The sequence below is a fragment of the Sphingomonas sp. 3-13AW genome, from assembly GCF_049311085.1.
Lineage (GTDB): Bacteria > Pseudomonadota > Alphaproteobacteria > Sphingomonadales > Sphingomonadaceae > Sphingomonas.
The window spans coordinates 18,250-33,847 of sequence record NZ_JASNVZ010000026.1 but is presented as its reverse complement, the minus strand read 5'-3'; the positions used below and the strand labels follow the sequence as shown (position 1 = coordinate 33,847).

Here is a 15,598-nt window from a genome sequence, read left to right as displayed (position 1 = left end):
CCGTCAGGCCGCAGTGGTGGCGTAGCGGGTCGGATCGGGCACGCCCGCTTCCGCAAAGCCCTTCGAGCGCAGCCGGCAGCTGTCGCACAGGCCGCAATGGAGATCGCCTTGCGGGTCGTAGCACGACCAGCTGATCCCCAGGTCGAGGCCGAGCCGGGTGCCTTCGCGGACGATATCCGCCTTGGTCATGTGCTGCAGCGGCGCGTGGATATGGAACCCCTCGCCTTCCACGCCGGCCTTGGTGGCCAGCGCCGCCAGATGCTCGAAGCCCGCAATGAACTCGGGGCGGCAGTCGGGATAGCCCGAATAGTCGAGCGCATTGACGCCGATGAAGAGATCGCGCGCGCCGGCTGCCTCGGCCCAGCCCAGCGACAGGCTCAGGAAGATGGTGTTGCGGGCGGGCACATAGGTGATGGGGATGCCGGGGGCGACCCCGTCCTTGGGCACTGCGATGTCGGCAGTGAGCGCCGACCCGCCGAACGCGGACAGGTCCAGGGAAAGCGTCACGTGCCGCTCGGCACCCAGCGCTTCCGCCACGCGGGCGGCCGCGGCGAGTTCGATCTGGTGGCGCTGGTTATAGTCCACCGAAAGGGCAAGGAGCCGGTATCCGGCCTCTCGCGCGAGCGCGGCGGAAACCATGGAGTCGAGGCCGCCCGAGACAAGGGCGACGGCATAGGGCTGATCGGTCATGATGCCGCTCCGCTAGGCCTTGAGGGACCAATCCGCAACCATTGTGAAACAGTACGATCGCGCGTTGCTGCGCCGCCCCCTTCTTCAGAGGCGCGTCCCGCATTGGGCGGCTGACGATCATTGAAGTGGTAGCGGAGGAGGGACTTGAACCCCCGACACGCGGATTATGATTCCGCTGCTCTAACCAACTGAGCTACTCCGCCCCATGGGCACTCGCCGTGGCGAGGGCGGGCCTATACGAAGGCCGTTCCCTTCGGTCAAGCGAACATTTGACGGGAAATCGGCTCCCAGGGGCCGCCGCGATACCACCAGCTCGCCAACCCCGCGATCACGAGCGGCCGTGGGCGGAAATCTGCCTCCAGCACCAGCTGCAGCGCGCGGGCTTCGGCGGGCTCCACCTTGTTCTGGATGGTCACGTGCGGACGCCAGCCGGCGCGATCCTGTGGCGTCAGCAGCATTGCGAACGCGTCGGCCAGGCGGGCACGAATGTCCTCCAGCTCCGGCGATTCGATGCGGAGCGCCACCCCGCGACCCAGGTTCCGCAGCCCCGCGATCCGCGCCCGGGGTGCCGGCAGCCCCCGCGTCTCCGCCGCCAGCCGCTGGCGCAGCTCAGGCGCAAGCTGGGGCGGCAGGTGGTGGAACAGCGTGAGGTGCGCCGGCAGCTGGTTGCGTTCGGGCGGAAAGTGGCGCCGGCGAAGGCTGTCGAGCGCGGCATGGTCGGCCGCCCCGAACAGCGCCGAGACGATGATCGGGGCGCCTTGAGCCGAAGCGGCAGGCGCGCTCGCGGTCAAATCTCGACCTGGCTGCCGAGCTCCACCACCCGGTTGGTGGGTAGCCGGAAGAACTCCATGGCGCTTTCCGCGTTGCGCAGCATCCAGGCGAACAGCTTTTCGCGCCAGATCATCATGCCCGGCCGCGAGGAGGGCAGCAGGGTCTGGCGGGCTAGGAAGAAGCTGGTTTCCATCATCCGGAAGTCACCCCCCGCGATCTTCACCTGGCGCAGCGCAGCAGGGACGTCGGCGTCCTGCATGAAGCCGTAGCGCAGGATCAGCCGGTGGAACCCCTGCCCCAGGTCGTCCGCCAGCACGCGCTTCTCTTCGGAAACAAAGGGTTCGTCGGTGATCTTCACGGTCAGCAGCACGACCCGCTCGTGGAGTACCTTGTTGTGCTTGAGGTTGTGGAGCAGCGCATGGGGCACGCCGTCCGGCGTCGACGTCATGAAGACCGCGGTACCCGGCACCCGGCTTGCGGAGCTGGCGGCGGACTGGATGAACACCTTGATCGGCATCGCCGATTCGCGCAGCCGCTCGATCATCAGCTTGCGCCCCTTGGCCCAGGTGGTTAGCAACACGAAGACGATCACGCCGATCATCAGCGGGAACCAGCCACCATCCGGCACCTTGGTCAGATTGGCGGCGAAATAGGCGCCATCGACCAGGAAGAACACCGCGAGCAGCGGCAGCGCGTAATAGGCGGGCCAGCGCCACAGCCCGAACAGCAGCACCGCCAGCAGGCAGGTGTCGATCAGCATCGCCCCCGTCACCGCGATGCCATAGGCCGCGGTCAGGTTGGACGAGGTGCGGAAGGTCAGCACCAGCAGGATCACCATCACCATCAGCGCCCAGTTGATGAGCGGGATGTAGATCTGACCCGCAGTGACTGCGCTGGTGTGGTCGATCCGCAGGCGCGGGATGAAGCCCAGCTGGATCGCCTGCTGCGTGACGGAGAAGGCGCCGGAAATCACCGCCTGGCTCGCGATGATCGCGGCCATGGTGGCCAGGAACACCATCGGCAACTGGAAGGCTTCGGGCGCGAGCATGTAGAAGGGGCTCTCCAGGGCGGCCGCGCCCTCGCGCATCAGCAGCGCGCCCTGGCCCATGTAATTGGCCATCAGCGCCGGCAGCACGATCCACAGCCACGAGAAGGCGATCGGCCGGCGCCCGAAATGCCCCATGTCGGCATAGAGCGCCTCAGCCCCGGTCACGGCCAGCACGACCGAGCCCAGCGCCAGGAAAGCAGGAAGCGGATCCTGCACGAAAAAGTTGAACGCATAGGTCGGCAGGAACGCGTGCAGGATCGTCGGCGTGTCGAGGATGCTGAGGATGCCCAGCACCGCGATCACGGTGAAATAGACGATCATGATCGGACCGAAGAAGGCGCCGACCCGCGACGCGCCGCCGCGCTGGATCGAGAACAACGCCACCAGGATGATCACGGCCAGTGGCAGGACCAGCCCGGCAAAGGCCGGCGCTGCGATCGCGACACCCTCGACCGCGCTGAGCACGGAGACGGCAGGCGTGATCATGCTGTCGCCGTAGAACAGCGCCGTCGCGAACACGCCGAGCAGCACGATGCCACTGGTCCAGCGCTTACCCTTGGTGCGGCCGGACACGAGCGCCAGCAGCGCCAGGCTGCCGCCCTCGCCCTTGTTGTCGGCGCGCATGATGATCGAGACGTACTTCAGCGTCACCACGATCATCATCGACCAGAACATCAGGCTGATGACGCCCATGATGTGCAGCGGGTCGAGCGCGAGCTTGTGGTGGCCGTCGAAGGTTTCTCGGAACGCATACAGCGGGCTGGTGCCGATATCGCCAAAGACGATACCGACCGCGCCCAGCATCAGCTTCCATGTCGCCTGCTCGCGGGAATGGGCGTGGCCCTCCTCGCTCCGGTCGGACGGCAGCAGGGCAGCCCCTGCCGGGGCAGCAGCCGGAGGGCTCACCGGCGCGGCAATCGCAGGATCGTGTGAAACAATACCATTGCTGAACCGCTACCAATCCGCCCCAAAGGCGCCGGCCGTTAGCACGCGCAACATGCGCTCGCAACACGACAGCCGGGTAAGCGCGGGCTATAGCACCGCCATCATAGCGTTCGGAGAGGTTTATGCGCGTCGGAGTTCCAAAGGAAATCAAGAACCATGAATATCGCGTCGGCCTTACGCCCCCTTCTGTGGCGGAACTGGTCGGCGCGGGGCACGAGGTCATTGTCGAGACTTCCGCGGGCCTTGGGATCGACTTCACCGACTCGGACTATGTCGAGGCGGGCGCACAGATCGTGAACAACGCGGCGGCCGTCTTCGCCCAAAGCGACATGATCGTGAAGGTGAAGGAGCCGCAGCCTTCCGAGATCGCCCTGCTGGAGCCGCGGCATACGCTGTTCACCTACCTCCACCTTGCCGCCGACAAGCCGCAGGCGGAGGGGCTGATGCGTTCCGGCGCAACCTGCATCGCCTATGAGACGGTGACGTCGCACAGCGGATCGCTGCCGTTGCTGAAGCCGATGTCCGAAGTGGCCGGCCGCATGTCGATCCAGGTCGGCGCGCATTATCTGGAAAAGGAACAGGGCGGACGCGGGGTCCTGCTGGGCGGCGTACCCGGCGTCGCGCCGGCCCGAGTCGCGATCCTGGGTGGCGGCGTCTCCGGCATCAACGCTGCGCAGATGGCAGTCGGGCAGCGGGCCGACGTCACGATCTATGACATCAGCAACGAGCGTCTGGCGGAGCTCGACCTACACTTCGGCAGCCAGATCAAGACCGCCTATGCCTCTCGCGCGGCGATCGCCTCGGCCGTGGCGCGCGCGCACCTCGTGATCGGCGCGGTGCTGGTGCCGGGCGCCGCCGCCCCGAAGCTGGTCACGCGCGAAATGCTGCGGACGATGAAGCGCGGCAGCGTGCTCGTGGACATCGCGATCGACCAGGGCGGCTGCTTCGAGACCTCGCGCGCGACCACCCACGACGATCCGGTCTTCGTGGAGGAAGGCGTGATCCACTATTGCGTCGCCAACATGCCCGGCGCGGTCGCCCGCACCTCCGCATTCGCCCTCAACAACGCCACGCTGCCGTTCGTGATGCGGCTGGCAAAGCTCGGCGCGGAGGCAGCGATGTCGGCCGACCACCATCTGGCGGCCGGGCTGAACGTCTCCAACGGCAAGATCCGGCACCCCGCAGTCGCCGAGGCGCTCTCCCTCCCGTTTGGTGAATGGCACGGAACGGAATGAGAACAAAGCCGTTGTCGGGGGGAAGGAGATCCCCATGACAGCGGACCACAACCCCAAGAGCGAGCCCTTCTCCAACGCGGAAAAGGATCCCGACGACTGGACTACGGGCGACGAACCGATGACCGGCGCCCAGGCCTCTTACCTCAAGACCCTGAGCGAGGAGGCCGGGGAAGGCTTTGACGACTCGCTTAGCAAGGCCGACGCATCCAAGCGCATTGATGCGCTTCAGGAAAAAACCGGCCGCGGGGCGAATTGAACGGCGCCGCCACCTGCGGGTGGCGGCACCTTCTCGCACCAAGCCGTGCGCTGCGTTCAGCCGAGCCGGTAGAGCCCCGCCCCGTGGGACGGGATGCGCTGCGCCAGCCGGTCCGTTGCCGGGGCCAGCGCCCTGCCCTCCCACAAATCCCGCACTGGCTGCGAGCCTGCGAGGCCGAGATCGCGAAGCGGGACGACCACTTCGCGCTCCGTCTTGCTGGTGTTGAACAGCGCGACATAGCGACCGCGGCCATCAGCCGGCCGCGCCGACCAGATGCGGACGCCATCGGCGAGGAAATGGGGCCGGTTGTCCGTGCTCGCCTGGTTCACGGCCAGCACCTCGCGATTGGTGAGCAGCGCCAGCGTCGGCGCGTCCAGATGCCGCAGGTCGCCGCCCATGATCAGCGGCGAACGCGCGATCGACCACAGGGTCATCAACGTCCGCTGTTCGTCGGGCGTGAACTTGGTGTCGCGCTCGCCCAGCGCCAGGCGACCGAGCGGCAGCATGTCGCCATCCGGCCACGCTCCGGGTCGGCGCCACGGGTTCCAGTTTTCGAACCGAGTGAACTGCGCCTCCAGCAGCGGCCACTCGTCCCAGAAGTCGTCGCTGATGCGCCACATCTGCGCAAAGCGCTGGACGTGCTCGCCCCGCCCGACCGGTGTCTCGCCCGGCGACAGGCTCAGGATCATCGGCCGGCCGCAGTTCGCGATCGCCTTATGCGCGGCCTCAATCTCGGCGGCGCGGGAATCGTAGGGACGGCTCATGTCGTCCATCTTGACCAGATCGACGCCCCAGGAGGCGAAAAGTCGGAAGACGCTGTCGTAATAGGCCTGCGCACCCGGCTTCGTCATGTCGACGCCGTACATGTCCGGGTTCCATGCGCAGGTGCTGCTGGTGTCGGCAATATCGCGGGCACGCACGCGGGTGCCGAGGACCGGCAGGTTGCGCTCGACCGCCAGCCGGGGAATGCCGCGCATCAGGTGGACGCCGAATTTCAGGCCAAGTGCGTGGACGTCCGACGCCAGTGGCGCAAACCCCCGGCCGCGGCTGCTCGACGGGAAGCGATTGGGCGCAGGCAGCAGCCGGCCATAGCCGTCCATCGCCGGCACCGGCTTGCTGTTATAGGTGTAGCTCGACGCGTTCGGCTCGTACCACTGGATGTCGACGGTGAAGATGTCATAGCCGAAGGGCAGCAGCTTGGCGGCCATGATGGCCGCGGTTTCGCGAGCCTGTGCTTCGGTGATGGTGGTGGCAAAGCTGTTCCAGCTGTTCCAGCCCATCGGCGGGGTCGCCGCGAGTGTCGGTGCCGATCCCTGCGCGGTCTGGCCCGCGCGGGCGGCGGCTGGCAGCGCGGTAGCCGCGACGCCCGCCGCGCTTGCAGTCAATAGGTCCCTTCGGCCGATCAGCATGCCCTCTCCCTCTTCCTTATCGTTGACGCCCCACCGCTACCAGCGATGGGGCGCCAGAGCTACGCGCGAGAGAAAAGGCGCCGTCGCCTCAGATCGCGTCGCTGGCCGTGGGGCGAACGATAATCTCGCTGACATCGACGTCCGAAGGTTGGCTGACCGCGAACAGGATCGCGCGCGCGATGGCGTCCGCCTTCAGGATCGATGTGCGGAACACGTCCATCGCCTTCATGGTCTCGGCATGGGTGATCGTGTCCGCCAGTTCAGACTCCACCGCACCCGGCGAGATGATGGTCGCACGAATGTTGTTATGTTCGCGACGGATACCGTCGGTGATCGCCCAGACCGCAAACTTCGTCGCGGAATAAACCGCCGAAGTCGGCACGACATAATGGCCGGCAAGTGACGCCACGTTCACGAACTGGCCGGAGCCCTGCTCCATGAAGCCCGGAAGCGCGGCTGCAACACCGTTCAGCACCCCGCGAATATTGACGTCGATCATCCGCTCCCACTCGTCGGTCTTGAGCGCGGCGAGCGGCGACAGCGGCATGATGCCGGCGTTGTTCACCAGCACGTCGACGCGCCCGTAGCGCTCGACCGCTGCGTCCACGAAGCTTGCAAAGCTCGCGGCATCGGTGACGTCGAGCCGTTGCCACGCGACCGTGCCTCCGGCGGCTTCGATCTCTGCGGCGAGGCGCTCGAGGCGATCCGTGCGCCGCGCACCGATCATCAGGTGAGCACCGGCACCGGCGAGCAGCCGCGCCGTCGCCTCGCCGATGCCGCTGCTGGCGCCGGTGATCAGGATGATCTTCTCGTGAAGGTCGGACATGTTGTTTTCTCCATCCTGCCAGCGACCGCCGCTGGCCTGGAGCCTTTGTGCGCCTCGGGAGCCGGCAGGCGGTAGACAGCGAGTCCGCGATGCTTGCACGATCCTCCGGAAAGGCGTCCGGCGGCTTGCGCGGCGGCGCCCGCCGTGGAAGCAGGGCTGCCATGAACAGCATCCGCGATCTTGCCGGGTTGATCGAGCGCCACGCCCCCGGCGACGGCTTCCACGAGACGTGCTTGGCGAGCGTCACGCTTATACGATCCGCCACCGTCACGACCCCGACGCCCACCGTCTACGCGCCATCGCTGTGCATGGTCGCGCAGGGCGGCAAGGAGGCGCAGCTGGGCACGAGCCGGTTCTTCTATGATCCCGGCACCTTCCTGCTCGCCGGGGTCGACCTGCCGGTGGTGGGCGCGGTGACGCAGGCCAGCGCCGACGCCCCCTATTTATGCATGGTCCTGCACCTGGACAGCGCCCGCGTCGCAGAAATGGTCGCGGAGCATTCGATCGCCGGAGAACAGCCAGAGCGGCCGATCCGCGGGCTGATCCTGGGCGAGACGACGGCCGAGATGGTGGATGCCGCGTGCCGGTTGCTGGCATTGCTGGACGCGCCCGAGGACCGGGACGCGCTCGCGCCGCTGCTGGAACGGGAGCTGCTCTGGCGCCTGCTGCGCAGTCCCGCCGGGTCCCTGCTTCGCCAGATGGCCGCCGGCCCGCAGGGGGACAAGCTCAACCGCGCGCTCCAGTGGCTGCGCCACCATTATGCCCAGCCGGTGTCGATCGACGCCCTCGCGGAAGTCGCGGGGATGAGCGCGTCGGCCTTCCACCAGCATTTCCGCACCGTCACCGGGCTCAGCCCGCTGCGGTACCGGACCCAGCTGCGCGTGCAGGAGGCGCGCCGGCTGATGATCGCGCAAGGGCTGGACGCAGCGACGGCGGGCTTTCAGGTCGGCTATGGCAGCCCATCCCAGTTCAGCCGCGAATATGCCCGCACGATGGGACTGCCGCCGAGCCGCGACGTCGAGCGGCTGCGCGCGTCGACGGATTACCTGGTCGCCTGAGCATCCGACGGTTGCGGCTGCGCAATCCCTGCCGCGCGCTCCTGTGCCTGGAGGGCGAGCAACCGGTCGACCAGCACCAGCCGGACGGCGATATCCTGGCGGTAGGATACGTCCCGCGGCGTCAGCGCCAGCGCCCGCGCCCACAACGCGCGGGTGCGGGCGAAGTCGTTGGTGCGGGCCAGCGCCAGACCATAGAAGAACGGCGGCCCCGGATGCTCCGGCGCCAGGCGCATTCCCTGCTCGAACGCGAGCTTGGCAGCGGGCGACATCGTGCCGCCGTCCTTTTCCACCAGCATCATGCCGAGCCACGTCCATAGCGCCGCGCTCTGCGGCGCCTTTTGAACGCCGCCCAGCATCACCTGCGCGGCCGGTGCGACGGCGCCCGACGACAGCAGCGCGTCCGAGGCGATGAAATAGCTTTCCTCGAAATTGAAACGCCCGAACATCGCCTGGCGCAATTCCTTGAGGCTCGGGTCGATCGTGCGGCGCTCCCGCTGGCCCTCGGCAGCCACGCCCGGCAAGCCGGGGCGGCCCTGTACCGAATAGCCAACGGCGCCCAGCATCAGCGCGGCGCCGACGAGCGTCCACAGCTGCGGCGCGACACGCAGCCGCCACAGCAGCAAGCCCGAGAGGATCGCCAGCAGGCCCAGCATCAACCAGCCCATCAATGCCTCCTGCGCCGGCGAATGCTGCTTCGGGCGAGCAGGATACCGACCGCCAGCAGCACCAGCGGGGCGATCCACAGCGGCAGCGTCGCCGCATCCAGCGGGGGGTCGTAGCTCACATAGCTGCCGTAACGCTCAATCAGCCAGGCGCGGATCGCCTCGGGCTTTTCGCCACGGTCGATCCGCTCGCGCACCAGCGCCCGCATGTCGCCGGCCATCTCGGCATCGCTGTCGGCGATCGACTGCCCCTGGCACACCAGGCAGCGCAGCGTGTTCATCAGCGCCTTGGCCTCCGCCTCCTTGGCGGGATCGGGAAGCTGGTTATAGGCAAGCGGCGCCGGCGGCAGGCCAGACTGGGCGAGCGCGGGCGAGGCTGCAAACAGGAAGAGCGCAGCGAGCGCGAGGCGGGTCATCGCGCTTGCTCCAGCGCGCGGAGCAGCGCCGGCACGTCATCGTCGCGAATGTCGCCGATATGCTGCGCACGGATGATGCCCTTGCCATCGATCACGAAGGTCTCCGGCACGCCCGAGGAACCGAGCGCGAGTTGAACCTGGCTCGTGGGATCGTCGCCCACCGCGGCATAGGGATCGCCATTCTCGGCCAGAAAGCGCTGCACGTCCGCGGAGCGATCCCGGATCGCGACCGCACGAATGTCCGCGCCCGCTTCCTTCAGCCGCAACAGCTTGGGCGCTTCCGCCACGCACGGCACGCACCAGCTGGCAAAGACGTTGAGCAGCTTGGGCTTGCCGTCGCGGAACGCCGCGTCGGAAAGGCCCGCCTTGCCGGAGACCGATGCCGGCAAGCTGAACTCAGGGAGCGGCTTGCCGACCAGCCGCGAGCGGATCGTCGTGTCGGTCGGGCGGAGGTTGTAGGCAACCAGCCCCGCGAGCACGGCAAAGGCGGCCAGCGGCGCCCAGAGCAGCCACCGCCTCATGCGTATCCCTCCCGTACGACCGGGCGCCGCTCGCGCCACAACCGCCCGATCAGGGACAGGAGGCCGCCGAGCGCGATGAGCCCGCCACCGGCCCAGATCAGGATCACGAACGGCTTCCACCAGAGGCGCAGCTGCCGGCGACCGCCCTCGCTCGCCTGGCCCAGCACGACATAGAGCTGGCCATCGAGCGCGCTGGAGATGGCGGCTTCGCTGGTCTCCGTCGGCGGGGTGGCGAAATAGCGCTGCTGCGGCGCCATCCAGAAACGCTGGTTGCCGCGCTCGACCCGCATCCGCCCCTCGATCGCGGTCCAGTTCGGCCCGATCACCGGCCGCACGCCTTCCAGGGTGACGCGATAAGGACCGACCTCGTGAGTCTCGCCGACGCTGGCGGCCACCAGAACTTCCCGGGTAAAGGCGCTTTCGCTGGCCATGCCGGCGAGGCTGACGGCCACGCCCAGGTGAGAGATCACCATGCCCCAGGTGAACAGCGGCGTCCGGCGCAGCTTGCGTCCCCACAGGGGCGCCACGCTGGCGACGACCAGACCGGGGGCGAGCACGAGGCCGAGGATCGAGAGGATCCCGATGCCTGGGGTGAGCACCAGCACCGCCACCAGCGCCACGGCCGTGACGATCGCAGGCACCAGCATCCGGCGGCCGAGCGCTCGCGCACTGTCCCGGCGCCAGCGCAGCATCGGCCCGGCGCCCATTGCGATCACCAGCACCAGCGTGATCGGTCCCACGGTCTTGTTGAAGAATGGCGGGCCGACAGAGAGCTGCACGTCCATCGCCTGCGCCACCAGCGGGTAGAGGGTGCCGATCAGCACGATGCCCAGGATCACGGACAGCAGCAGGTTGTTGAGCACCAGCCCAGCCTCTCGGCTGATCGGCTCGAAGGTGGCGCCCTGCCGGACGGTGCCGATCCGCAGCGCGAACAGCGTCAGCGCGCCGCCGATGTAGAGCACCAGCAGCGCCAGGATGAAGCTTCCGCGGGTAGGATCGACCGCAAAGGCGTGGACGCTGGTGAGGATGCCGGACCGCACCAGGAAGGTGCCGAGCATCGACATCGAAAAGGCCACGACTGCCAGCATCACCGTCCAGGCACGAAGACCGTCCCGGGTCGCAAGCACCGTCACCGAATGCAGCAGCGCGGTCGCCGCCAGCCACGGCATCAGCGAGGCGTTCTCGACCGGATCCCAGAACCACCAGCCGCCCCAGCCGAGCTCATAATAAGCCCAATAGCTGCCGGCGGTGATCCCGAGCGTCAGGAAGATCCAGGCGCCGAGTACCCAGGGCCGCATCGCGCGGGCGAACTGCGGGCCCACGTCGCGCGTGACCAGCGCGCCGATGGCGAAGGAGAAGGCGACCGACAGCCCGACGTAGCCGAAGTAGAGCGTCGGCGGATGGAAGGCCAAGCCCGGGTCCTGGAGCAGCGGATTGAGCCCCATCCCCTCCACCGCCGGCGGGTTCAGCCGCGAGAACGGGTTGGATGCAACCAGCAGAAAGGCAAAGAAGCCCAGCGCGATCGCCGCCTGCCCGCCCAGCGTCGCTACCAGCGTGCGCGGATCCAGCCGCTTCTCCAGCAGCGCGATCGCGGAACCGGCAAGGCCCAGCACCGTGACCCACAGCAGCATCGAGCCCTCATGGTTCCCCCATGCGGCCGCGATCTTGTAGAGCATCGGCTTGGCGGTGTGGCTGTTCTGCGCGACCAGCTGCACCGACAGGTCGGTTCGCGCGAACACCAGGATCAACGCGCCGAACGAAACGGCGGTGAGCAGGCCCTGCACCACCGCGACCGGCCGCACCGCGCCCAGCAATTCGACACCGCCTGCCGCAGGCGTAGCCCCCCGCGTCATCCGCAGCCCGAGCGCCGCCGCCAGCAGTTGCAGCAGCGCCAGCGCCGCGGCGAGCCACAGCGCGGCGAGCCCCGCTTCGGCGATCATGGCTCGAGCGTCTCGGTCTTGTGCATCTTGCCCGCAACTTCAGGCGGCATGTAGCGCTCGTCGTGCTTGGCCAGCAGATTGTCGGCAAGGAAGCTGCCGTCAGGGCGGAAGCGCCCCTCTGCGACGACCCCCGAATCTTCCTTGAAGAGGTCGGGCGCGATCCCGCTGAACCGCACCGGCACCTGCGCTGCGCCGTCGGTAACCGTGAAGGCGATGGTGACGCCGTCCGGCTGCCGCTGAATCGAGCCGGGCGCGACCATGCCGCCCAGCCGCACGGCGCGATCCGTGGGTGGCGCCGCCTTTGCGACATCGGAAGGCGCGTAGAAGAAGGCGGCCTCTTCCTGCAGGGCGGACAGCGCGAGCGCACTCGCACCAAGGACGGCGGCGACGGCAAGCCCCACCAGGGTCAGGCGTTGATGCTTTGGCTTCACTTCTTCCTCTGGCGCTCGGCCTGGGCTTCGGCGCGTCGCATCGCGAACCAGGCGGCGGCGGCCATCGCCGCGGTGCCGCCAAGGGTCAGCGCATAGGCGCCGATCACGAACGGCCAGGGATTCATGCGGCGGCCATGCGGCGCAGGCGCGCCTCTACCTTGATACGGGCAAGCTCCGCCCGCATCCGCATCAGCACGATGGCGACGAACAGCAGCGAAAAGCCCGCGAGCGTGAACCCGAGGGGCCACAGGATGCTGTTGTCGATCGTGGATTTGGAGAGCGTGATGCTCGGCCCCTGGTGCAGCGTCCGCCACCAGATCACGGAATAACGGATGACCGGCAGCAAGGCGGTGCCAGCAATACCGAACAGCGCCGGGATGCGGCCGTCCCCGTCCCGCTCCGCATCGGCGCGGGAGAGCGCGAGATAGGCGAGGTAGACGAAGAACAGCAGCAGCATCGACGTCAGCCGGCCATCCCACTGCCACCACGTCCCCCAGGTCGGACGGCCCCAGATCGATCCGGTCGCCAGACACAGGCCCGCGAACACCGCGCCCGGCAAGGCGACGGCCCGCGCGGCGATCACCGCCAGCGGGTGCCGCCACACCAGGTAGACGATGCTGGAGATCGCGATCCCGCTCCAGCCGCCCATGCCCAGCCAGGCGGTAGGTACGTGGATGTAGAGGATGCGGACCGTCTCGCCCTGCAGATAGTCGGGCGGCGTCTGCGTCAGCCCCGCCCACGCGCCGAACGCCAGCAGCGCTGCGCCGAGCGCGAGCAGCACCGGCGTCAGTGGACGGGCGATCGACAGGAAACGCGTCGGATTGGCAAAGGCGTGAAGGGTCGGCACAGTCAGCCACAGGGTTAAGCGAAATTGACCCGGGCGTCACCCCGATCCTCGCTTATTCGGCGATTGCGCGTCCCGGAACATTGCGCGCGGTCAAACTGGGCGCGCGACGCGGCGCCGACGGCCCTTGAGATTGCCGGTGGTGAGCGGTCCCATGCGGACCGCCCGGACGCCTTAGCCGCGGCCGATCCGGCGTTGCGCGATCTTGTCGGCGACATCGGCATCCGATGCGCCCGTACGCTCTGCCTCGTCCCATACCTCGACGAGGCGCTCGGGGATCTGGTGGAGGCGTGCGTCTACCTCGGCGCGGTCGCCCTGGCCGAGATATTCGAGCGCCACGTTGATGATGCCGCCCGCGTTGATGACGTAATCGGGTGCGTAGAGGATGCCGCGCGCCTGCAGCCGCGCACCGTCTTCGGGTGCAGCGAGTTGGTTGTTCGCGCCGCCTGCGACAGCCTTGCAGCGCAGGGCGTCGATCGACGTCGCGTCCAGGATTGCGCCGAGCGCGTTGGGGCTGACGATATCGACTTCGCTGGTGAGCACGGCGTCAGGCGCAACGATAGTCGCGCCGAGTTCGTCCGCAAAGCGCTGCGCACGGGCGGCATCGACGTCCGCCACCGTCAGAACCGCGCCATCGGTTGCCAGCATGCGCGCAAGCCGACCGCCGACGCTGCCCAGGCCCTGAACCGCAACCCGGACACCCTTCATGTCGCTGGCACCCAGCGCACGCTGCGCAGCGGCGCACACGCCCAGATAGATGCCCTTGGCCGTATAGGGTCCGGGGTCGCCGCCGACGTTTTCGCCCTCGACCGGAAGGCCGGAGACATAGCGCGTCGCCCGCGCGATCGCAGTCATGTCGGCTTCGGCAATACCGACGTCCTCGGCGGTGATGTAGCGACCGCCCAGCGACTCGACCGCGCGGCCGAAGGCCTCCAACATCGCGGGAGTCTTGGTGCGGGCGGAGTCCGCCAGGATGACGCCCTTGCCACCGCCCAGCGGCAGGCCGGCCATCGCGTTCTTGTAGCTCATGCCGCGCGAGAGGCGCAGCGCATCCGTGATCGCAGCAGCGCTGTCGACATAATGCCAGAAGCGCACGCCGCCTGCCGCAGGACCCAGCTTGGTGGAATGAACCGCGACCACCGCCTGGAGGCCGGTCTCCCGATCCGAGAAGAGATGCACGCCTTCGTGATCGTCGAAATCGGGGAAGCCCCAGTCGGTCTGCACTGGCTGAATATCCGCGTGTCAGGGAAAGGAGTGGGGCGACCGACGGGACTTGAACCCGCAACTTCCGGCATCACAAGCCGGCGCTCTAACCAATTGAACTACGGTCGCCGCGAAGCCGGCCGCTTAGACGCGACGAGCGAAGTTCGTCAAGGTGGTGTCGCATGCCCGATGCAAAGATTGTCGGTCGCCCCGCCCCGCGCGATGGCATCGCCGGTCGGGCTCTGGCAGGAGAACAGCCCATGCAGACGCTCGCACCTCCCTCCCCTGGCCCCTCGCTCGGCTCCGGCTTCCCTGCCAAGCCGATTATCGAGCGCATCCTGTCGCATCCGGGCGTGCAGCGGGTCCCCAGCCCCAAGCTGACGCTGTTCATGGTTCGTGACTTTCTGTCGCCACAGCTTTGCGCCGAGATGATCGCGCGCATCGACGCGACCCGCCGCCCCTCCACCCTCTCGGATGCCAATGGGGACGCGGCCTTTCGCACCAGCGAGACCTGCGACCTCGATCGCGACGACCCGCAGGTGGCCGAGGTGGAGGCGCGCATCCACGCCTTTTGCGGCATCGACCCTGACCATGGGGAGCCGCTGCAGGGCCAGCGCTACGCCGTCGGGCAGGAGTTCAAGGCGCATACCGACTATTTCGAGCCGAACGGCGTCGACTTTCCCAAATTCTGCGGGGTGGCGGGCAACCGCACCTGGACGGTGATGCTCTATCTGAACGTGCCCGAGGCAGGCGGCGCGACGCGCTTCAAGGCGATCGACAAGATCGTCCAGCCCGAAACCGGCAAGCTGCTCGCCTGGAACAACAAGCGGCCGGACGGAAGCTGCAATCCCTCGACCATCCACCACGGGATGAAGGTTCGCGCCGGCACGAAATACGTGCTGACCAAGTGGTTCCGCGAACGTCCCTGGGGCTGGTGAGCCGAGGCCGGTCGGCGCCCGGCTAGTTACGGAAAAAGGACGACACGATAGCGCGGGGTCGGAACGATCCGCTGCCGCTGTGGCGTCGCAGCTGGTCGGCATACTGGGCGATCGCCTGCGCCTCCGCTAGCGACGGCGCAGCGAGCGCCTGGCGCTCCAGCTCCGCCGGGGTCGGCCCCCTCTTAGCCGGCGTGGGCGGGCGGAAGATCACGGTTGTAGACCCTGTCCAGATAATAGCCGGCAAGCAGATAATGGACCTTCATGACCGCCGGATTGGACGCGGTCTGCGCACGTTCCAGCTCCGTCTCTGCCCGCTTGTAATAATATTGGATGTCGTCTTCCCGCTGCATCTCGCTCTCCGATCACGGTTCCTGAAAACCGCCCCGCGGCACGGCTATGCCCCTT

18 protein-coding genes and 2 tRNA genes are annotated in these 15,598 nt (G+C 67.8%); 4 read left to right on the top strand and 16 right to left on the bottom strand.

Annotated elements, in window-relative coordinates; translation table 11 throughout:
- Positions 1–3: 3 nt before the first annotated feature.
- The 4 genes from queC to QP045_RS18505 form a co-directional block, all read right to left on the bottom strand.
- On the bottom strand, positions 4–690 hold the full coding sequence (queC, locus tag QP045_RS18520; RefSeq protein WP_422516481.1) for a 7-cyano-7-deazaguanine synthase QueC: 687 nt from the start codon (positions 688–690) through the stop codon (positions 4–6).
- 126 nt (positions 691–816) lie between these two features.
- Positions 817–893: transfer RNA gene (locus QP045_RS18515), tRNA-Met, on the bottom strand.
- A gap of 54 nt (positions 894–947) precedes the next feature.
- On the bottom strand, positions 948–1,481 hold the full coding sequence (locus QP045_RS18510; RefSeq protein WP_422516480.1) for a 2'-5' RNA ligase family protein: 534 nt from the start codon (positions 1,479–1,481) through the stop codon (positions 948–950).
- Positions 1,478–3,376 carry a potassium transporter Kup gene (locus QP045_RS18505; protein WP_422516506.1) on the bottom strand — a complete coding sequence of 633 codons (1,899 nt, stop codon included), beginning with the start codon at positions 3,374–3,376 and terminating at the stop codon, positions 1,478–1,480. Before QP045_RS18505 ends, QP045_RS18510 begins: the two co-directional genes overlap by 4 nt.
- Positions 3,377–3,576: 200 nt before the next feature.
- Here QP045_RS18505 and ald point away from each other — a divergent pair, with 200 nt between their 5' ends.
- Positions 3,577–4,689 (top strand): alanine dehydrogenase, encoded by a 1,113-nt coding sequence (gene ald, locus QP045_RS18500; protein ID WP_422516479.1) that lies wholly within the window; start codon positions 3,577–3,579, stop codon positions 4,687–4,689.
- 34 nt (positions 4,690–4,723) lie between these two features.
- The gene (locus QP045_RS18495; protein ID WP_422516478.1) at positions 4,724–4,945 is read left to right on the top strand and encodes a DUF3072 domain-containing protein; all 222 of its coding nucleotides are present in this window, start codon (positions 4,724–4,726) and stop codon (positions 4,943–4,945) included.
- A gap of 56 nt (positions 4,946–5,001) precedes the next feature.
- Here QP045_RS18495 and QP045_RS18490 read toward each other — a convergent pair whose 3' ends face one another.
- A complete protein-coding gene (locus QP045_RS18490) occupies positions 5,002–6,354 on the bottom strand; it encodes a glycoside hydrolase family 27 protein (protein WP_422516477.1) in 1,353 nt (450 codons plus the stop codon).
- 88 nt (positions 6,355–6,442) lie between these two features.
- A complete protein-coding gene (locus tag QP045_RS18485; RefSeq protein ID WP_422516476.1) occupies positions 6,443–7,180 on the bottom strand; it encodes an SDR family oxidoreductase in 738 nt (245 codons plus the stop codon).
- Positions 7,181–7,341: 161 nt separating this feature from the next.
- Here QP045_RS18485 and QP045_RS18480 point away from each other — a divergent pair, with 161 nt between their 5' ends.
- On the top strand, positions 7,342–8,238 hold the full coding sequence (locus QP045_RS18480) for an AraC family transcriptional regulator N-terminal domain-containing protein (RefSeq protein WP_422516475.1): 897 nt from the start codon (positions 7,342–7,344) through the stop codon (positions 8,236–8,238).
- On the opposite strand, the gene QP045_RS18475 is transcribed toward QP045_RS18480, so the two are convergent.
- From QP045_RS18475 to QP045_RS18435, 9 genes are all read right to left on the bottom strand, one after another.
- A complete protein-coding gene (locus QP045_RS18475; RefSeq protein WP_422516474.1) occupies positions 8,223–8,903 on the bottom strand; it encodes a tetratricopeptide repeat protein in 681 nt (226 codons plus the stop codon). The genes QP045_RS18480 and QP045_RS18475 overlap by 16 nt on opposite strands.
- The gene (locus tag QP045_RS18470) at positions 8,903–9,316 is read right to left on the bottom strand and encodes a cytochrome c-type biogenesis protein (RefSeq protein ID WP_422516473.1); all 414 of its coding nucleotides are present in this window, start codon (positions 9,314–9,316) and stop codon (positions 8,903–8,905) included. Before QP045_RS18470 ends, QP045_RS18475 begins: the two co-directional genes overlap by 1 nt.
- The gene (locus QP045_RS18465; RefSeq protein WP_422516472.1) at positions 9,313–9,837 is read right to left on the bottom strand and encodes a DsbE family thiol:disulfide interchange protein; all 525 of its coding nucleotides are present in this window, start codon (positions 9,835–9,837) and stop codon (positions 9,313–9,315) included. The genes QP045_RS18470 and QP045_RS18465 overlap by 4 nt, the downstream gene beginning before the upstream one ends.
- Positions 9,834–11,777, bottom strand: coding sequence for a heme lyase CcmF/NrfE family subunit (locus QP045_RS18460; RefSeq protein ID WP_422516471.1), 1,944 nt, complete (start codon positions 11,775–11,777; stop codon positions 9,834–9,836). Before QP045_RS18460 ends, QP045_RS18465 begins: the two co-directional genes overlap by 4 nt.
- Positions 11,774–12,208, bottom strand: coding sequence for a cytochrome c maturation protein CcmE (gene ccmE, locus QP045_RS18455; protein WP_422516470.1), 435 nt, complete (start codon positions 12,206–12,208; stop codon positions 11,774–11,776). The genes QP045_RS18460 and ccmE overlap by 4 nt, the downstream gene beginning before the upstream one ends.
- A complete protein-coding gene (locus QP045_RS18450; protein ID WP_422516469.1) occupies positions 12,205–12,333 on the bottom strand; it encodes a hypothetical protein in 129 nt (42 codons plus the stop codon). The genes ccmE and QP045_RS18450 overlap by 4 nt, the downstream gene beginning before the upstream one ends.
- Positions 12,330–13,055 carry a heme ABC transporter permease CcmC gene (gene ccmC / locus QP045_RS18445; protein ID WP_422516468.1) on the bottom strand — a complete coding sequence of 242 codons (726 nt, stop codon included), beginning with the start codon at positions 13,053–13,055 and terminating at the stop codon, positions 12,330–12,332. The genes QP045_RS18450 and ccmC overlap by 4 nt, the downstream gene beginning before the upstream one ends.
- A 171-nt stretch (positions 13,056–13,226) precedes the next feature.
- The gene (locus tag QP045_RS18440) at positions 13,227–14,276 is read right to left on the bottom strand and encodes a Glu/Leu/Phe/Val family dehydrogenase (RefSeq protein WP_422516467.1); all 1,050 of its coding nucleotides are present in this window, start codon (positions 14,274–14,276) and stop codon (positions 13,227–13,229) included.
- A gap of 31 nt (positions 14,277–14,307) precedes the next feature.
- Positions 14,308–14,384, bottom strand: a tRNA-His gene (locus QP045_RS18435).
- A 131-nt stretch (positions 14,385–14,515) separates the two neighbouring features.
- Here QP045_RS18435 and QP045_RS18430 point away from each other — a divergent pair.
- On the top strand, positions 14,516–15,193 hold the full coding sequence (locus QP045_RS18430) for a prolyl hydroxylase family protein (protein WP_422516505.1): 678 nt from the start codon (positions 14,516–14,518) through the stop codon (positions 15,191–15,193).
- Between the two features lie 182 nt (positions 15,194–15,375).
- Here the strand turns inward: QP045_RS18430 and QP045_RS18425 are convergent, their stop codons facing one another.
- Positions 15,376–15,543, bottom strand: coding sequence for a hypothetical protein (locus QP045_RS18425; protein WP_422516466.1), 168 nt, complete (start codon positions 15,541–15,543; stop codon positions 15,376–15,378).
- Positions 15,544–15,598 lie beyond the last annotated feature (55 nt).

Coding starts and splice junctions, on each gene's coding strand:
- QP045_RS18490 (WP_422516477.1), bottom strand. CDS start 6,354: ATGCTGATCGGCCGAAGGGACCTATTGACTGCAAGCGCGGCGGGCGTC.
- QP045_RS18495 (WP_422516478.1), top strand. CDS start 4,724: ATGACAGCGGACCACAACCCCAAGAGCGAGCCCTTCTCCAACGCGGAA.
- QP045_RS18480 (WP_422516475.1), top strand. CDS start 7,342: ATGAACAGCATCCGCGATCTTGCCGGGTTGATCGAGCGCCACGCCCCC.
- QP045_RS18475 (WP_422516474.1), bottom strand. CDS start 8,903: ATGGGCTGGTTGATGCTGGGCCTGCTGGCGATCCTCTCGGGCTTGCTG.
- QP045_RS18470 (WP_422516473.1), bottom strand. CDS start 9,316: ATGACCCGCCTCGCGCTCGCTGCGCTCTTCCTGTTTGCAGCCTCGCCC.
- QP045_RS18450 (WP_422516469.1), bottom strand. CDS start 12,333: ATGAATCCCTGGCCGTTCGTGATCGGCGCCTATGCGCTGACCCTTGGC.
- ald (WP_422516479.1), top strand. CDS start 3,577: ATGCGCGTCGGAGTTCCAAAGGAAATCAAGAACCATGAATATCGCGTC.
- QP045_RS18425 (WP_422516466.1), bottom strand. CDS start 15,543: ATGCAGCGGGAAGACGACATCCAATATTATTACAAGCGGGCAGAGACG.
- QP045_RS18485 (WP_422516476.1), bottom strand. CDS start 7,180: ATGTCCGACCTTCACGAGAAGATCATCCTGATCACCGGCGCCAGCAGC.
- QP045_RS18460 (WP_422516471.1), bottom strand. CDS start 11,777: ATGATCGCCGAAGCGGGGCTCGCCGCGCTGTGGCTCGCCGCGGCGCTG.
- queC (WP_422516481.1), bottom strand. CDS start 690: ATGACCGATCAGCCCTATGCCGTCGCCCTTGTCTCGGGCGGCCTCGAC.
- QP045_RS18430 (WP_422516505.1), top strand. CDS start 14,516: ATGCAGACGCTCGCACCTCCCTCCCCTGGCCCCTCGCTCGGCTCCGGC.
- QP045_RS18465 (WP_422516472.1), bottom strand. CDS start 9,837: ATGAGGCGGTGGCTGCTCTGGGCGCCGCTGGCCGCCTTTGCCGTGCTC.